The organism is Tolypothrix tenuis PCC 7101 (genome assembly GCF_963874875.1).
Taxonomy (GTDB): domain Bacteria; phylum Cyanobacteriota; class Cyanobacteriia; order Cyanobacteriales; family Nostocaceae; genus Aulosira; species Aulosira tenue.
In genome coordinates this window covers 1-16347 of record NZ_CAWNJS010000005.1, presented here as the reverse complement: position 1 = coordinate 16347, position 16347 = coordinate 1, and the positions used below count along the sequence as shown (strand labels likewise).

General features: G+C 39.6%; 18 protein-coding genes. 5 read left to right on the top strand and 13 right to left on the bottom strand.

What is annotated here, in order from left to right; translation table 11 throughout:
• Positions 1–434 precede the first annotated feature (434 nt).
• From vapC to darT, 4 genes are all read right to left on the bottom strand, one after another.
• The gene (vapC, locus tag AACU25_RS36565) at positions 435–842 is read right to left on the bottom strand and encodes a type II toxin-antitoxin system tRNA(fMet)-specific endonuclease VapC (protein WP_096585622.1); all 408 of its coding nucleotides are present in this window, start codon (positions 840–842) and stop codon (positions 435–437) included.
• Positions 839–1168, bottom strand: a complete 330-nt coding sequence (locus AACU25_RS36560) for a hypothetical protein (RefSeq protein ID WP_190445956.1) — start codon at positions 1166–1168, stop codon at positions 839–841. The genes vapC and AACU25_RS36560 overlap by 4 nt, the downstream gene beginning before the upstream one ends.
• A gap of 133 nt (positions 1169–1301) precedes the next feature.
• Complete coding sequence (gene darG, locus AACU25_RS36555; RefSeq protein ID WP_096585619.1) at positions 1302–2390, bottom strand: type II toxin-antitoxin system antitoxin DNA ADP-ribosyl glycohydrolase DarG; 1089 nt, start codon at positions 2388–2390, stop codon at positions 1302–1304.
• 47 nt (positions 2391–2437) lie between these two features.
• The gene (gene darT / locus AACU25_RS36550; protein ID WP_096585616.1) at positions 2438–3067 is read right to left on the bottom strand and encodes a type II toxin-antitoxin system toxin DNA ADP-ribosyl transferase DarT; all 630 of its coding nucleotides are present in this window, start codon (positions 3065–3067) and stop codon (positions 2438–2440) included.
• A 121-nt stretch (positions 3068–3188) separates the two neighbouring features.
• Here darT and AACU25_RS36545 point away from each other — a divergent pair, with 121 nt between their 5' ends.
• The 4 genes from AACU25_RS36545 (at position 3189) to AACU25_RS36530 (ending at position 6249) form a co-directional block, all read left to right on the top strand.
• On the top strand, positions 3189–4481 hold the full coding sequence (locus AACU25_RS36545) for an IS1096 element passenger TnpR family protein (protein ID WP_096585613.1): 1293 nt from the start codon (positions 3189–3191) through the stop codon (positions 4479–4481).
• Positions 4482–4766: 285 nt separating this feature from the next.
• The gene (locus AACU25_RS36540) at positions 4767–4934 is read left to right on the top strand and encodes a hypothetical protein (RefSeq protein ID WP_190445955.1); all 168 of its coding nucleotides are present in this window, start codon (positions 4767–4769) and stop codon (positions 4932–4934) included.
• Positions 4935–5029: 95 nt separating this feature from the next.
• The gene (locus tag AACU25_RS36535; RefSeq protein ID WP_096585610.1) at positions 5030–5632 is read left to right on the top strand and encodes a ParA family protein; all 603 of its coding nucleotides are present in this window, start codon (positions 5030–5032) and stop codon (positions 5630–5632) included.
• Positions 5629–6249: a hypothetical protein gene (locus AACU25_RS36530; RefSeq protein ID WP_096585607.1), complete on the top strand. Its 621-nt coding sequence runs from the start codon at positions 5629–5631 to the stop codon at positions 6247–6249. Before AACU25_RS36535 ends, AACU25_RS36530 begins: the two co-directional genes overlap by 4 nt.
• 960 nt (positions 6250–7209) lie before the next feature.
• On the opposite strand, the gene AACU25_RS36525 is transcribed toward AACU25_RS36530, so the two are convergent.
• The 6 genes from AACU25_RS36525 to AACU25_RS36500 form a co-directional block, all read right to left on the bottom strand.
• Positions 7210–7554: a hypothetical protein gene (locus tag AACU25_RS36525; protein WP_096585605.1), complete on the bottom strand. Its 345-nt coding sequence runs from the start codon at positions 7552–7554 to the stop codon at positions 7210–7212.
• A 471-nt stretch (positions 7555–8025) separates the two neighbouring features.
• Positions 8026–8469 carry a hypothetical protein gene (locus AACU25_RS36520; protein ID WP_096585602.1) on the bottom strand — a complete coding sequence of 148 codons (444 nt, stop codon included), beginning with the start codon at positions 8467–8469 and terminating at the stop codon, positions 8026–8028.
• 324 nt (positions 8470–8793) lie between these two features.
• Positions 8794–9141 (bottom strand): photosystem II assembly protein Psb34, encoded by a 348-nt coding sequence (gene psb34 / locus AACU25_RS36515; protein WP_339382138.1) that lies wholly within the window; start codon positions 9139–9141, stop codon positions 8794–8796.
• 478 nt (positions 9142–9619) lie between these two features.
• Positions 9620–10579 (bottom strand): orange carotenoid-binding protein, encoded by a 960-nt coding sequence (locus AACU25_RS36510; protein WP_096585597.1) that lies wholly within the window; start codon positions 10577–10579, stop codon positions 9620–9622.
• 43 nt (positions 10580–10622) lie between these two features.
• The gene (locus tag AACU25_RS36505) at positions 10623–11198 is read right to left on the bottom strand and encodes a response regulator (RefSeq protein ID WP_321206846.1); all 576 of its coding nucleotides are present in this window, start codon (positions 11196–11198) and stop codon (positions 10623–10625) included.
• Positions 11199–11447: 249 nt separating this feature from the next.
• Positions 11448–11849, bottom strand: a complete 402-nt coding sequence (locus AACU25_RS36500; protein WP_096585594.1) for a fasciclin domain-containing protein — start codon at positions 11847–11849, stop codon at positions 11448–11450.
• A 665-nt stretch (positions 11850–12514) separates the two neighbouring features.
• Between AACU25_RS36500 and AACU25_RS36495 the strand changes: the two genes are divergently transcribed.
• Positions 12515–12820 carry a hypothetical protein gene (locus tag AACU25_RS36495; RefSeq protein ID WP_096585591.1) on the top strand — a complete coding sequence of 102 codons (306 nt, stop codon included), beginning with the start codon at positions 12515–12517 and terminating at the stop codon, positions 12818–12820.
• 517 nt (positions 12821–13337) lie between these two features.
• Here AACU25_RS36495 and AACU25_RS36490 read toward each other — a convergent pair.
• The 3 genes from AACU25_RS36490 to AACU25_RS36480 all read right to left on the bottom strand — a co-directional run bounded on the left by AACU25_RS36490 (position 13338) and on the right by AACU25_RS36480 (position 15562).
• Entirely contained in the window at positions 13338–13583 is a 246-nt protein-coding gene (locus tag AACU25_RS36490) for a hypothetical protein (protein WP_096585588.1), read from the bottom strand.
• 109 nt (positions 13584–13692) lie between these two features.
• Positions 13693–15348 carry a PRC-barrel domain-containing protein gene (locus AACU25_RS36485; RefSeq protein ID WP_096585585.1) on the bottom strand — a complete coding sequence of 552 codons (1656 nt, stop codon included), beginning with the start codon at positions 15346–15348 and terminating at the stop codon, positions 13693–13695.
• Positions 15349–15364: 16 nt separating this feature from the next.
• The gene (locus AACU25_RS36480; RefSeq protein WP_096585582.1) at positions 15365–15562 is read right to left on the bottom strand and encodes a hypothetical protein; all 198 of its coding nucleotides are present in this window, start codon (positions 15560–15562) and stop codon (positions 15365–15367) included.
• Between the last annotated feature and the right edge of the window lie 785 nt (positions 15563–16347).

The window sequence follows — 16347 nt, the reverse complement described above, 5'->3', positions numbered from 1 at the left end:
CTTCACTCTTTCCCCCCTGCTCCAGAGCCCCCCTGCTCCCCCTCTCCCCTACCCGCTCCTTAGGCATAAATGCTTACAGCTTTGTTATTGATAATGCGCGTTTCCAATAACGTACATCATACAACCACAGGGAAGAGCATTAATGTTTACAATCCGTGAACAGCTAAATCCTGATTGCGGAAGTGATAGGGTGTCAATTAGTAATGCTAAGTCTGTAATTTCCGGCTTTGATATCAAAATTGATAGCTAATACTTGGGCTTTTGGTGCAGCAGACTCTGGACTACGCCAGTTAAAAAATCACCACCGCTGCTTTTTATGCCTAACAATGGCGATGATCTATGGTCGGACGTAGCCCATCGCAGTAGTCTTAAGAAGCCAGGTTTGGTTTGTATATACGCTGTCTGCACCAGTTTCTATACAAGTTCTCTTGTAGTCAGCTATCTATCTCCCAATCTTCAATCAGCAAGTTATTAACACGCTGGAATTCTCTAGTGTTATGGGTGATGAGGGTTAAGTTATTGGAGAGGGCGATAGCGGCAATTTGTAAATCATACGCGCCAATTGGAGTGCCTAATATTTCTAGTTGAGAGCGAATTGTTCCAAATGTCATTGCTGCTAAATCGTCAAAGGGTAGTGATATAAATTGAGCTAAAAATTCTTGCTGTAAAGTAAGATTACGTTCTGGATTGGCACTTTTGATTGCACCATAAAATAGTTCAGCTTTGACGATTGAGCAAACAGCAATATCGCTAGTGAGAGTAGATTCTAGTTTCTGCTTTAAGGTGGTATTTTTACCACGCATATAGATAATGCAGGTGTTAGTATCGAGCAGGAATTTCACAATATTGGTTCGCGTTCTGGTTGTTGTCCTTGGGGATGGCGGAAGAATGTTTCATCAGGGATACATCCATAGAATTGAGGCTGGGGATATTCTCTTATTTCGGTTGGGATTTGTGGTTGTAGGGACTCAATAAGAGTGTTTAATAATCGGGTAAGGTCTAATTTTTCAGTGAGTTCAACTTCGGGAGATTCTCTTAGTTTGCTTAGTTGCTCTGGGTCGGTATTGTTTTTTTCTGTAGTCAGGCTTTGTGCCAGAAGTTGGATGATATACAGTTTATCGTTGGGGTCAAGTTTAAGAAGTTGCTGTTCGAGTTCTGGGATAACCATGTTGCTTTCTTAAGTGGAAGATAATTTTATTTTACGAAAAGCATTTGGTAGAATTCCGAAAGTTTGTGTGACCTAGACGCTAAGAGTCAGCTATTAAGATGTTCTTCCCAAATTGGCACGATGACCCCTGACTTTACCTTTCCTCATGCCCTGCTTTTGAAGTTAACCAGTTTTGTTGGTACAGCCTCTGCCAAGCTTTGCGAATATGCTCAGGCTTGAAGATTTTGCGTTTGCGCTCCGTCAGGTTGCCGCAGGCATCGCTCCAAGAATGCACCAAGGAGATCGCCTGTTCGCTATCTTGGGCTGGAGTAGTTTCTTTGGTAGCTACCCAGTGGACTGTTGCCAACAGTTCCATACCATAGGGAGTTTCAAAACCAGTGATGAGATTGCTAACTCGCTCTAACCGCTCCTGCGCTTCTGGTTCTGTTGTTAAAAAAGTTTGTGCAGCCACTCTTGCTTCTGGTAAAACATAAATTTCGGCACTTTCAGCTTTGGCAGTTCCATCACCATAGCCGCGAATGTAATGCCCTTCAATATGTTTCAAGACATGATTGAGATTATGAGCGTATGGGCCATATTGATGTTTTACATAAGGGAGCTTTAACGGCTCTCCAGCTTCTTGTAGGAAATAGGCAAGTTTCTGGATTTCTAGCTTGGTCAACTCATAGCCTGGAATTCCGTATAGTTCTAGCAGGCGAATGAATAAGGCACGGGCGCGGGTCATGTTCGGCTTTTTGGTTGCAACAGGCATTGTTTCAGATGCTGGTGCGCCTGTTGGCTCAAAAATTATTACTTGCACTTCTGACAATTGGGCAAAGGCTGATTCTATCAGGGGTTTGACTTGTCCCCAGTCTAAACCTCCATTGCCACATCCTAGTGGGGGAATGGCAATTGAGCTAATACCTAATTGTTGGACTTCTCTTACTAAGTCCACCAGTCCACTTTTGATATCTTCTATTTTTGATTTACCTTTCCAGTGCCGCTTGGTGGGAAAGTTAATGATGTACTGAGGATTCAATAAACTACCTGTGGCTACTGTAAACATCCGCCCTGGCTGTACTTCCCCAGCGCGACAGGCTTTTTCGTATTGACGGAAGTTTTCAGGATAGGCTTGCTTAAATTGCAAAGCGATACCTTTACCCATAACCCCAACACAATTAACTGTGTTTACTAGGGCTTGGGCTGGTTCTACTAACAAGTTGCCTTGCTTAAATTCAATCATCGCTTTCACTGAATCTCTTATTTTATCGTACTATTTTATTGAATAATTTAGTAATACCAAGGGGAATAAATATTAACAGGGGTTTGAATATTAAAATTTTTGAATATTTGTCTAACTTGTTGGGCGACTTTACTATTGATCACTCCCACTTCTGTAATCAAATTCCAAGGACAAAATTCATATAGTAAAAATTCGGCTTGTCTTCTACATTTACGATTTGGGTCTTCTGGTGTATTAAACCAGTATTTTGATGCCATCAATTCCCAATCAATGACATATTCTAAAGCAGATATTTCGTTATAAAAATCGCTATATGCCATGATAGCATGTCCGTCTGTAAAGGCAAAAATGGTTCCAGAATCAGCGATTAATTCTACTTCACTAACTAGATGAATAATTAGTTGTTGTCCGCCACTATAGCCTTCTACGTTTTGTTTATGAATGGCGTAAAGCATAGGTGAACGTGGGGCAAAATAAAAGGGTACATAATCATGTAAGTAGCCACCTGCGCTACAGGGAACTGGAGTTGTAGAGCGTCTATCTTGAATGTGTCCATGTGCAATGTCAAGATATTTGGTTTGTTGTTGTCTAAGTTGACTATTTGCAAGTAAACCACCAGAGTTGAGAATAGAGGTTAAATTATTAATATGGGTGATGTGATAAATATTTGTAGACATTTACATTTTTTGATTTATAAAGCTATTGAAAGACACCGCTATTTAGGAGAATCTATTAGTATTGGGCAAGATTGCCAAGTTGTTACATTAACCGTTGAACAAATTCCTCCTCTCAAGTCAAATGATTAAACTATTTTCTCTTATTCCAGAGCAAATCAGAGATAAACTACCACTTACGGAAGATAAAAAACAACTACTTCAACAACAAACTATTAGTCAAAATACCCCAGGAAGAATTCTGCGGGATTTTCAAACTATTTTAGAATTTCTCCAACCCGACGGCGTTGAAGTTAGTAGCACTCATCACCAATTCTCCCTTAAATATCTCCAGCAACTTAACTCTCAATTAAGTTCTTCTATAGATATTAATCTCAAACGTCCTGTCCAGAAATCCTATCCTTATATTCACGGTCTTTATTTCCTACTCCGCACCTCTGGACTGTCTCAAGTTATTACTGAAGGTAAAAAGACTAAATTAGTTTTAGACGACAATATTCTGCAAATTTGGCAAGGATTAAACCCCACAGAACAATATTTCACCCTGTTAGAATCTTGGTTGGTTTGGGGAGAAAGTGAACTATTAGGCGACCAACGAGATATGTTTGACCAAGCATATCGCTGTTTATTATTTTGGGAACAACTTTCAGTATCAGGATTAAATTTTTCTAATTATTCAGAACAAGATAAATTAGTTTATTATCCAGGTTTCCATAATCTCGCTCTTTTACATTTATTTGGATTAATTGAACTGGTATCAGGAAAACCACAAGCCGCTAAAGGCTGGCGTTTTACTCATGTAAAGCCCTTACCTTGGGGTAATGCCATTATGGCTGTGTTAACAGAAAGCCGCTCAAATATAAAAGTAGAAGATTATGCCGAAATTAGAGAAGATTTTCGCATTGCTTTTGACAATTTAAAACCTTATTTCCAGCCTTATTTTCCTGAATGGTCACAAACTTTAGTGATTGCCAAAGGCGGTTTTACAGAGGGTATTCATATATTTAAAGTCACTTTGCAAGATGCTTGGCGGCGGATTGCTATTCCTAGTAATTTAAATTTAGATGAAGTCGCTGTTGCAATTGTGCAAGCATTTGATTTTGACCCGGAACACCTCTACAGATTTATTCACAAAGACCGTTTAGGAAGAACTAGGGAATTTAATCATCCTTTTGTCGAAATTCCCCCTAATACCTGCGATTTTCGCTTAGGTGATTTATCCCTAGAGGTAGGTAATCATTTACAATTTATCTTTGATTTATTGGAAGAATGGGAATTTGATTTATACCTAGAGAAAATTGACACTGACAATCGGAAGATAAAACAACCACAAGTTCTAGAATCTCATGGTCAACCTCCAGAGCAAGAAGAAGGGGAATGGCAAGTATATTTTATAGAACCTGATCTAGATGTTTAGAAGCATGATCCGTATACACCTGATTTGGATAGCTGGATACTCAGGTAGTTAAATATCTGGATACCCAGGTATTTGTACATTCAACTAGCCGTGTACCTCCTTTGCGATATTATGCTTTTATTTCTCGTGAGGAAAGTAACAGCATAATTAAGGTACTTCTGAAAATTGTTGAGTATGAGTTACTAGATTCCGGTTGTATGAATATCTGGATACCCAGACATTCAGCTACCCGAACAGCCAGATACTCAGACGGTTGGACATCTATCCAGCCAACTATCCACTTTTATGAAAACCCAGAATTCTGAACAGCCACAAACCCAGCTACCTAAAAAAACAGATATTCAGCCATCTGGATACCCAAATATTCAGCTACCCGAACAGCCAGATACTCATACAGACAGTTGGACATTTATCCAGCCAACTATCCACCTTTATGAAAACCCAGAATTCTGAACAGCCACAAACCCAGCTACCTAAAAAACCAGATACTCAGCCATCTGGATACCCAGGTTGCGATATGATTTTTGCATCTTTTACAAGGGGAGATTATGCCAATCATCTCTCTTAGCTCATTTAAGGGCGGAGTATCAAAAACCACTTCAGCTATCTGCCTCGCCTCACTGTTTTGTGATGATGGGGCAACCTTAGTGATCGATGCCGATCCGAACCGTTCAGCAACCACTTGGGCAAGGCCTGGGGGGCTACCGTTTCAGGTCTGCGGAGAAAAAGAAGCGGCCAAGCTAATGCGATCTCAAAAGTTCGAGTACATCATTTTTGACACACCCGCCCGTCCTAATGATGCGGAAGTGGAAGATTTAGCAAGGGGTTGTGATTTGCTTATTGTCCCAACTCCACCAGACATATTGAGTATGGATGCAATGGCACTGATGGCAAAATCCTTGCCACAAGATACAAACTGGAAAGTTCTACTAACAATGATTCCTCCTCCTCCTCAAAAAGATGGTCAAGAGGCGATGGAAGCATTAAAAATACAGAATTATCCAGTTTTTAGTCGCGGAATTCGGTTTTACAAAGCTTATAAGGATGCGGTGGCTAGTGGAGTTCCTATTCATAAAGTTCGCGGGGGGAAAGTAGCATGGCGGGATTGGACAGCAATAAAAAACGAAGTAATTCAGGCAGTAAAAGGGTGAGCCGATTTAGCGAAGTTTTAGGTGCAGCACAAGAAAGTACCCAAACATCTGGGTACCCAGAAAATCAGCTACCCGAACAGCCAGATACTCAGACAGTTGAACATTCATCAAGCCAACAATCCACCTCTATGAAAACCCAGGTAGCTACAAATTCAGATATTCAGCCATCTGGATACCCAGACAGCCAAAAACCCGAACAGCCAGATACTCAAACAGTTGAACATTCATCAAGCCAACTATCTACCCATACCAAAAACCAAAAACCTAAACAGTCAAAAACCCAGGTAGCTATAAACTCAGATACTCAGCCATCTGGATACCCAGACATTCAAAAACCTGGACAGTCAGATACTCAGACAGCTAGAAAATCCAAGAATAAAGATAAACTAGCCAAGCGTGAGAATCCCGACTACACACAAACAACCTTTCGCATTCCTAAAAAGTTGAGTAGGCAGATTAACCGTGTGTTGATGGATTTAGCTGATGAAGGGGTAGAAGTGGATCGCAGTGACTTACTGGAGGAATTAGCCAATGCTTTTATCCGAATAGCTGATGAAGTTGGTGTAGTAGAAGCTTTAGAGCAAATCAAAAATCTGGGTACCCAGATGGATGAGTAGCCACAGGTGAAACAAGCGATCGCCTCCGGCTGGTGTTCTGCACCATCGCTCCCACAACAAAAAGAAACTCAAGAGAGGGTTTGGCATTAAACTGTTTTTTTAAAAAATTAATTATGGGGATTTCTCTGACCAAGGATTAATAATAAAAATTCCGCCGCCTGCGAAATCAGTAACATTACGGTATTGAGCCGAGATGATTATGAGTAATTTCTTTATGGAATTTAGTAGCAGTAAGAAAAAATGGTTCTTCATTACTTGTTATGCTAAAAACGTCTATAAATTAGCTCATATCCCTTGCTGGGGAACAAACACAGCTTTTAATGTTGACGTTTTAGCTTTGGGAAGAAAATCTAGGTTATAACTGCCTGAAACCCTTTATTTTAAAGGCAAATCTCTAATTTGAGTTTAAAATTTAGCATAACACCTACGGAAGAGCCAAAAAAATTAAGCAAGGATAACCCTGTTTTGTCACTCCAGGAAAAGAAAAATCAAAGCAAATTTTGAACTGTAGATAGAACGGTCATTTGAGCGTTTATTTTCTAACACAATGGCTGAAATCATGGTTTTTTGGTAAAAGTCTTATGCTGTAAGCATTCCAGATTATTCTCTCCCGAAAGTGATAAAAGCGGTATAATTATTACTTGCTTCAAAGCTATATATATCAAAAATTATAGGAGCCATTACCGCGCACCTTTCTTGCGTAGAATAGGCTGGTATCAGGTTTGTAAATTTGCGATCACACGGGTAAGCGGCGGCAACATCGCTTTGCGATTGAGCAATGCCAGGGTCTTCTCAAACGACCAAAAGCTTTTGGGAAAAAGGGTATACAGGAGTAAGATATTCATAAAAAACCTCCAAGAAACTGTATCCCTCGCTGAAACTGAATGGTGTATTCAACATCCCACTTGCTGGAGAGTAAGATACACGCTGATTAACTTAAATTACTAGAATTTAGTGTTTTTAAATACAAGTATCAACTGTATTGTAATTATCAGCTCTCACAAAGCGTCTATGTCTAAGAATTGCCCCTAAATTTGCTAATAAACAGATGCTTGCCAAACCCAACAAAATGTATGTAGGAGCCATAACTACTCCCATCATGAACCAAGCAAGTACATGCAGTATCATGAGTAGAGCAAAGATACTGCCAATTCCAGCAGCTTGCCAGACCTGAACAGTCGGACGATGCAATAGTGTAAACGTTATTGTCAATAAGGTAGCAAGCAGATTCGCTGGAATTAGAAAAGCACAAATGGCAATGCAGTATGTGCTTGAGAATTCAGTTAACGTGTTAAAGTCGAGCATTAGTTTTCTAGCTAATTTGTGAGATTTTAATATTAATGTTTGGCTTGGCAATCTTGTAGAGGAAGAAAGCTAGAGTAGCTAGTTCTGCACTTAGATATGTCCCAAACTGGCATTTTTTGATAACAATGACTACAACGCCAGTAAATACCACCGTTACTTATATGACGGAGTAAACAATATGAACAGCAAGGGCAAATATGGTGACTCCACACAGAGTTCCAGGTATATGTAGTTGTATTTATTTGGCTGGTATCAGTTAGATTAAGAGTCAGTAATTGACTCGAGTTAGGGGATATAACTTGCATTTTTTATCTTCCTTATCATTGATTTGTGATGATATAATTATGATTTTAGTAAGGAAATAAGTATTTATAGTTATCATCAAAACTCAGAAACTTTAATTTCACTAGCTATTAATTAACTTAGTTTCTAATCAGTCTTGATATTTTGTATTGAGATAACATCTATAACTTAGTACCTGCTACTAGGTACAAGCAAGACATCTATCATTTCGCCCAATACTAAACCAAATCCAGCTATCACTGTTAAAATTACTAATGCATTTAGTTTGTTTAACCCAGTAAGACGCATTTCTAATTCTGCTAAAACAGTAGTTGCTAGCGGGGTGATAATGAGAATTCCTAAAATAGGGCTATTTACCGCTAAAGCAAATAGTATTATACTCACAATTAAAGAGATAATAAAAATTGCCAACGAGCCTGGAAGAAAAAAACTCAACGCACGCTCAAACAGAGAACTATTTTTCCGTCCGCCAAAAAAAGCCACAGTCGCTATAAAAATTCCTACAAGCCAAATAATATGATAAGTAGATAGATACCAACCGAAGAAAGCGTAAACTACACAAAGTAGTAATAAAGATAAGCTAGTAATTTTATTTGAAACATCTATATTCATCACATTTTTTGGTTAACATAACTCAGAAAAAACGCTCAGAATCACGCTGTATTATGGCCCCAAATTCGCATCCAATTGTTGTGTAACAACTTTAACTACTGGTTCATCGCATAAGTTCTCAGTCGTGAGGGACTTCCAGAACATAAATTATCCCATTTTCATAGCGGCAGATTCTTTCTGGTCTGCTTCCTCTGCTGACAAAGCGATGGAATATTTTTTTAGTTGGAAGTCCCTTAGTGGTGGTCAGATCCCAGGCTTCTGGAGAAGTCTGGGATATTGTAGCCCAGCAAAATTAATGGGACAGACCACTAGCTATCGTTAAACCTAGCTGACAGCAAATGCAGTCATCAGTGTTAGAGCAACAAACAGGATAGCTACTGCCCCTTGGAAGATGTAGCGCTGTTGCTGTTCTGAAGAGGGATACTCTGCCAAGGACATACCAGGCTGAATTGCATAGTTATTGATCATTCCCTCATCATCTAATGTGTAGCCAGTTGCGAGGGGTACATTCAGTAATTGGCTGCCTTCTCTGTGTGTACGTGCTTGAACCTCAGCGGGGATCAGTTCACTGCCATCACTAGGAAGATGTGCGATGACGTTCCGTCCAGCGTAGCTGATCGCTTTGTTCGGTTTCTTTCCTGCTTTTAAGTCTCCTTCTTGATTGAAATGCATTTCCAATGGCTCGCAGATGTAAACCTCCGTTTCCATCAAGAAGCTGTCAGCAGTCATACAATCATTGAGGTTGAGGGTCTTCCCTTCTTTATCGGTGTAGCGCATGGGCGTGACCTCGTGTTTAAGTTCTATGTAATTATTATAACAAATTATTTACAAAATAAAAATACTTGTGATATTATTTCTATCTTTGTTAATTAAAAGCATCTTTACCTTTGTAAAAGTTCCAAAAACTGTGTTGCAACTAAATATGGGGTCTTGTCTATCAATCTTTAATTCATATTGCACCCAAGGTTTAACGAATAGTATTGCTAATAATTGAGCTTGATAAAAACAAAGAAACCCCGTGTTTCAGGGGTTCAGAGGGTTATGCTGCTGCAAATGGGTTGCTCGCTAACGAAATAGCCCCTTTTTAATAGAATATTTACCAACTGTACTCCTCTAGACCCACCCAGTCACTGTTTACCCCAAACTTGTTCTACTGGCTAAAACCCATGTTAAGTAGTTCCTGGGGAGTTGCCAGCACGTCAATTGCTACAAAGAAAATTTTGCCTTGCGGATTGAGCAAGAACCGCCATGCTAGATTTATGCCAACACTGTCACCAAACCAGGGAGTTTGCACTTTACCCGTCACTTGAATTTGGGTAAATTCTCCTTCTGCTGGTTCAGATACCCCTCGCTCTGGTATGAGCTTGAGTCCGTAGCATTCTTCGCGCATATAGGTGAGGATGTTCTCCCAACCCGCAATTGGTTCTTGGAAAGGGGGTTGCAGGGCACCATCTTCCGCAAATAAAGCCACAGCCTCTTGGAAGTCAAAGGCGTTCATATTCTCCATATAGCTTAGGACTATCAAGTTGTTGATGCCCTCAATGGTGACCTTTGCTCTGGGTGCGATGTCTTTAGGTGGAACCACAGGCTCTTTGACTTTTTGGGTGCTAACCGTTGGGGCATACCCCATATTGACAACAATATTTTGTAATACGGTGAGTTGCTGACCCCCTTCAAGTTGACGGATAGCTTGGAGGACATCAGATGCCTGTGGAGACAGTTTATAACTTTCTGGAATGGGAGCAACGATTCCTTGTTTCATCCACTCGCCTAACTGATACCAGAAGCCCAACTTGATATTTGTGCCGAAAGATGAATATGTACGGCAGATGGGAGTATCACTATGGTTAACTAGATCGCACATAACTTGCGTTTGCTCTATAGCAGACATCTGCTTGATTTGAGTCAGGGTTGTTTCTGCGAAGACCATATTGGCTGCTCCCATAGCAGCAGGAGTGATTGTAACTCCCATCTCGGTATAGGCAAACCAAAGTAAAGCCAACTGATCCTCTGCACTGAGCTGATTGAATGATTCAATCGTAGCTGGAATACCATTAGCAACTTGAGTTTCAGGAAAAATGGAGCGTGCAGACTCGATAGTAAATGACATTTTTCAAAATCTCCAGAACGAAATTACATTAATTGATAGTGTTTCAAAAATGGTGATGATCACTTGAAACTGATGTTTCTAACTGCTGTTCAAGACTTAAATCACTATGTCTAGGAACATGACTCAAAATCGGTTGTGCGATCGCATCTGAGGACTGTTGGTAAATAGCTAAACAGGCAAGCATAACCACGAACTCATCAATATCCAGGGGTTTAGTAAACCATAAGTCAAACCCAGTAGACAAACCACGTTGACGCATCTTTTCATCGGCGTAGCCTGTCACAGCAATTCCTAACACCACTTGCCCTCGCTCTTTCGCTTTGCTTTTCACTTTTTGAATCAGGGCATAGCCATCTTCGTTGGGCAAGCTAATGTCACTGACGACGATATAAGGTTGCCATTGCTCAAATATCTCCAGAGCTTGCGGAACTGAAAACGCTTGTTTTACCTCAACACCATAAAGTTGCAACAGGATCATCATCAAATCGCAGCAATCGACATTATTGTCTACGATGAGTACTTGCAACCCTTGGAGGGCTGAAAGATTATTAAGAAATCTATTACTTGGATACATAGCTACGCCAATCAAGATTTCATGTGCAACGAGTGCTAAAAACACTCAGTAATTCCCAAAACGAGTGAACTTTTAGAGAGCAAGAACATAGCATCCTTTCTTCTACAGCATGACAAGTGGCTGTTTGATTTCGAGGGTTAGTTGGTTAACTTCAACATGAAAAGTAAGAAAAGTTTTAGAGATGAATTATTTCCAGATTCTTTTACTAAAAAATATCCAGATAGTTATAGGGCAGCGACTATAAATATAAATAGTCACCGCCCTATAAATACTATTCCCTATTTAAGCATTTGCTTACGCAGGAATTAACACTGTATCAATGATGTGGATGACACCATTATCAGCAGCAACATCTGGTGTTGTGACTGTGGCATTATTTATCTTGACACCTTTAGAAGCATCAATTTTCACATCTTCACCTTCAACGGTTTTAGCTGATTTCAGCTTCACCACATCCGCCGCCATAACTTTGCCTGAAACAACATGATAGGTCAGGATTTTTTTGAGCTTGGGAATGTCCTGAAGCAATGCGTCTACTGTACCTTTGGCAAGCTTTGCAAAGGCTTCATCAGTGGGTGCAAAGACGGTGAATGGCCCAGTTCCTTTCAGAGTATCTACCAAACCAGCAGCTTTGACAGCAGTTACTAGGGTACTAAAAGAACCAGCATTAATAGCAGTATCAACAATATCAGCCATGTGTTTTACCTACTGAGCGTGAAATCTGTGAACAAGGTTTAGTATGACACCCTGTTGTCATAAATCATGTTTAAGCAAGTGTTTGAATAGCGTATAATTTGTCTGATTTATAGTAAGATTCACCACTTATTTCAAATAAATTAAAAGTATTTTTAAAAATTCAGACTTAGAAAATATAAAATCATTATCACCAAAAGTTACAATATTGATTTTGAGAAAAAATTAGTAAAATTTGTTTTACTGTAGAGAAAGTGTATCCTTGGTAATTACCCGCCTTTTCCATCCATTTTGTGCTCGAATTTATCCAAAATTAAGAACTTGCTTCTCTTGGGATGGCAAAACCCTAGCTTTTTGGCAAGCACTTTTTTCATGTAACTGATTATCGGTGAAATCGAAAAAATAAAACTCGCGTGTTACAAAGCTTTCAGCGTCAGATTGAGCGTTGCTAAAAAATGGATAAAGTCGAGATCAGAGCTTGTGAGCATTTAGAAAAATTAACGATAAATTGCTACTCTATAATTACCTTTTATACATTTATCCAAAAGTTGATTTTTTAAATATAAATGTTTTGCCGTCCTTCTTAACTTTTCATTAATATTGAGATTTAGTTTTTTCTCTCTTGTAATTGTTAAAATGTAGTTAAGCTTATATACTAAGACAAAGTTATGGTTGAAAGTAAAAAATTTGATGATACATTAGCTGCTATTGAGTTAAATGCAGCCCGAAAATTAAACTGGGATTATAATCAGTTCAAAGACTATTTTAGTTTTACTGTAAACAAGGAAGCTATTGAGATAGTCCTCAAGAATCCAATCGACGAATTTCAGTTAAAAAATTTAAAGCAAGCTTTGTTAGATTATGGTTTTCAGTACAAAAAAACTGTCGATGAATCGCTCTTAGTTTTTGAGCAAAATGTTGAATTAAGAGAAAGCAATATTATAGATGGCGACGATATACAACAGGACACATGACAAACAAGTTTCATTTGTCATTAGTTGTTTATCCACTTGTTCTATGTTCCTTGCTTTTTAAGTCAGCCATTCACGCCAAGTTTTAGCAAAACCAAGGATGAAAGTCGAGGCGGGGATTTTTACTCAGAGAGAAGTCGGAGCGGCGGCTTCCGCCGATCTGAACTTCGGTGACTCAGAACTTTCAAGCTAGTTATTCACACCAGGTTTGGGCACAATCAAGCATGAAAATCTGTCTTTGCCATGCCCCATAACCTATGTCCATTTTTAAGTTAAGAGTATCTTGATAAATATTAAGATAGTCAGTCATTTGGACTCTTGAATAAAATCTGGTACAGGAATAAAAGTAAGGTCTAATTAGATTCTCAATAAGTCTCAGTAAACTAAGGTGGAGTGGTTTGAGTCAACAATCCTCAAACTCCATCTCCAAAATTTAGGCAAGACGATCCGTAATCTGGGTTGTGGCAGCAGCAGTTTACTCTTTGCGATCGCATCTTGTTAGGTTGTGTGGCAAAAACAGTTACACGATCTTATTTGCTTCCTCAACTGCGGCATTCAGCGCTTGATACGCTGTTTCATAACAACCAAACAAGCAGGAGTCAAAGTCTGCAATGGGGGATGGGTTGCGCTCTAATACGTTATCGATAGCGATCGCGTAAGAATAATTTCTTTGATCTAAAGGGTGGGAATGTACTGCCACATACCACTGTAGAGTAATTCCACCCTCAAATTTAGTCCCATCTTTTTCTAGGATCGGTTTATACATTGTTGCCTAAACTCCTGATAGCTTTAGTCGATCAACACTAAGGTACTTTAGTTAGATGCGGAAATTAACACCTGGTGTTGCTGAATAGTTAAGGTGTTAAAATCTAGCATTAGTTGACTACGATTGATTTAGATTCAAGTTGCGATCGCCCATTACCGTGATGCACCAAAGCTGCCATTCCGTGTTCTGATGCACGTAACTCCTTGTCCGAAATTTCTGGCTCCTTAGTATAAACTGAACTCAACAAGATATTCAAAATTCCACTTTCTTCAGCTTGACGAACGGCGCGATGGGTAATCAGTTCGCCCACATTCAGAATCACGTTGTCTTCTGGGTCAAGAATGACACGGGTAACTGGACGACCCAATGCTTGTTCAATCCGTTGCTTCTTCATTGCCCGTTCGCTGCGTCCTTGTAGATTTTCAGACTGCTTTTTCAAGGCTTGCCAGAAACTGTTGAGGTTCTTTTGAGCGACACTTGCTCCGTCGCGCAGTTGAACTTTGGTGTCTAACCAAGTTTCATTAGCGCTAGAACGGGCTGTGGTTGCCAAATGTAAACCAGCAGCGTTGAGTAATTCTGCTTCTTTACCGTAAGCCTGAGTACGATCGAGAACGGATTGGGTCACAATTTGCCCAGATGCCGCAATAATTAAGCCATCGTTAGAACGTACTGTTTGCAAAACTCTGCGCCCTTTTGCTTGTAGGATCGCTACCTGTGCAGCCACCCCATCAACTGAGTGACGCAGATTAGCGACGCTACTTTGAGTTGCGCTCCCAATTTGATTGCTAGTAGATTGGATTGCTGCTTGCAGATTGCGACTGATGTTTGCAGTTAGACTGCCACCGGTAGCTCGATAAAGTTCATCAAGAATACCCAGGCGATCGGCTGCTTCTGCATCGACTAGGGTGACTTCCTGGCCTTGCAGTAACAATACATTTCCGTCTGGAGTCCGCACATCCTGTTCAACGTGCTTGCCAATCACATATACCTTTTGCTCCGTAGGGTCAATCAGATTATTTGTCAGCGAAGCAGACGCATCTCGATTCAGGTCTTGCAGTTTGCTGCTAGTAGCATCAGTTACCGTCTGCAATTGCTCACTTGCATTCTGTCTTGCTTGTTGTAGACTACGGTTCACGTTCTCTACCGAGCTTTGCAGTTGCTCATTTACGGTTTGAGCTGCTGTTTGTAGTCTGCGGTTAGCAGTTTCAGCAGAGTCTTGGAATCTATCTTCAGTTGCGTTAACGGCTCCTCGGATACCACCGACCTGTTCTGCCATCATTTGAGCAGTTTCTGGAGGCACAAAAGCAACATCAGCACCAATTTTCAGCGTTTCGGGAGCAGGCACAAACGATCGCCCAGAGTAAGCATCGGCAAACACACCGCCTGAAACTTCGTATCCTTCCACCAGTCCACTATGTTCATCAAAGAACAAATCAACCAGTCCCCCTAGATCGAGTCCCTCTGTGGTGAGAATTCTCGTGCCTCTCAGCACGATATTCTGGTGCAAAATCTCTTTAATTGCCGGAACAAGATGTGCCTCAATAACAGATGCTTTTGAGTTAACGACGATCGCATCTAACCCTATAGCTCGCACCTCTTGCAGAGGAATTACTTTTGCATCCCGAAATAGTCCCTTCTCTTCAACTAAAAAGCCCAAAATTTGATTGCGATTTTGGTCGAAAATTAAATCTCCAATTCGCTCAATTTTTTTACCAGCGTCGTATGTGACGACAACTTTATCGATAATATCACTACCTTTACGCATTTATTCCTCGCAGTTTTTATTGATTTGGTTGTCCAGTGACTTGTTCGTTAGTTGGCTGACTTTTTAGCTGAAAATCTCGTCCTTCTCGACCAAAACCAGGAACAATATTAATCACACCAAAGTATTCGTAGATTACTCCGAAGATGGCGAGAATAATGATGAGAATGGTGATGTTTGCTCCAGTATGAGAGCGATGTCCTACGAGTCTTGGCATTTTTTCCTTTTAGGTTATTGTTATTTTTTATAGCTAGAATTGCTGTCAATTTTCGACAAAATTATTTACACCAAGAATGTAATTTATATACCTATTTGTCGGACTATGACTTAGTTGACTTTGTTCTTTAAAAATAAATAAACTCAAAAGATGTATTTCTAAAGATACATTTTTGATTTACTTTTTTTAGCTGGTGAAGCTATTTCTGCAATAAATATTTTTAGCCTTAATACTATTGTATTACTTAAAAGATAATTTTAGTTCCGTCTAATGGTAGGCTATTGTTAAAAAATTAATTTATCAGTGCAAAATATCCAACTTTTACGCTATTCAAACTTTTTTTATACCAATTTAATATGAAGTTGCATATATATAGATACCCCTAAATCCCCCTTAAAAAGGGGACTTTGATTCTAGTTACCCCCTTGAAAAAGGGGAATCGAATTTTATGCAGCCTCATAAAAAATTGGTATTAAACCTGATTTCAAACAGCAGGGTTTGCTTTGAAAGATAAAAGGTTTAAGTATTTTTTAAATATATGAGTTTGTTTCGTATATCAAATTCCCAAAGAACACTGTGAAGGGCAGGGAATTATTTCCTCAAAGACTTGCATACTATTGTTGAAGCCAGAGACAGTGATACTAACAACTTTACCCCCAATTGTTAATCCAAAAAATATTTTGAACTTGGCTAGAGGGTTTTAGAACTTTGATGTGTGATAATTAAAGACAAATGTTCATATATTTTTTGGGGAGGAGTTTTTAAATCCCAAACTATTCCCAGCC

Coding starts and splice junctions, on each gene's coding strand:
- AACU25_RS36560 (WP_190445956.1), bottom strand. CDS start 1,168: ATGGTTATCCCAGAACTCGAACAGCAACTTCTTAAACTTGACCCCAAC.
- darG (WP_096585619.1), bottom strand. CDS start 2,390: ATGATTGAATTTAAGCAAGGCAACTTGTTAGTAGAACCAGCCCAAGCC.
- darT (WP_096585616.1), bottom strand. CDS start 3,067: ATGTCTACAAATATTTATCACATCACCCATATTAATAATTTAACCTCT.
- AACU25_RS36545 (WP_096585613.1), top strand. CDS start 3,189: ATGATTAAACTATTTTCTCTTATTCCAGAGCAAATCAGAGATAAACTA.
- AACU25_RS36540 (WP_190445955.1), top strand. CDS start 4,767: ATGAAAACCCAGAATTCTGAACAGCCACAAACCCAGCTACCTAAAAAA.
- AACU25_RS36535 (WP_096585610.1), top strand. CDS start 5,030: ATGCCAATCATCTCTCTTAGCTCATTTAAGGGCGGAGTATCAAAAACC.
- AACU25_RS36525 (WP_096585605.1), bottom strand. CDS start 7,554: ATGCTCGACTTTAACACGTTAACTGAATTCTCAAGCACATACTGCATT.
- AACU25_RS36520 (WP_096585602.1), bottom strand. CDS start 8,469: ATGAATATAGATGTTTCAAATAAAATTACTAGCTTATCTTTATTACTA.
- psb34 (WP_339382138.1), bottom strand. CDS start 9,141: ATGCATTTCAATCAAGAAGGAGACTTAAAAGCAGGAAAGAAACCGAAC.
- AACU25_RS36510 (WP_096585597.1), bottom strand. CDS start 10,579: ATGTCATTTACTATCGAGTCTGCACGCTCCATTTTTCCTGAAACTCAA.
- AACU25_RS36500 (WP_096585594.1), bottom strand. CDS start 11,849: ATGGCTGATATTGTTGATACTGCTATTAATGCTGGTTCTTTTAGTACC.
- AACU25_RS36495 (WP_096585591.1), top strand. CDS start 12,515: ATGGTTGAAAGTAAAAAATTTGATGATACATTAGCTGCTATTGAGTTA.
- AACU25_RS36490 (WP_096585588.1), bottom strand. CDS start 13,583: ATGTATAAACCGATCCTAGAAAAAGATGGGACTAAATTTGAGGGTGGA.
- AACU25_RS36485 (WP_096585585.1), bottom strand. CDS start 15,348: ATGCGTAAAGGTAGTGATATTATCGATAAAGTTGTCGTCACATACGAC.
- AACU25_RS36480 (WP_096585582.1), bottom strand. CDS start 15,562: ATGCCAAGACTCGTAGGACATCGCTCTCATACTGGAGCAAACATCACC.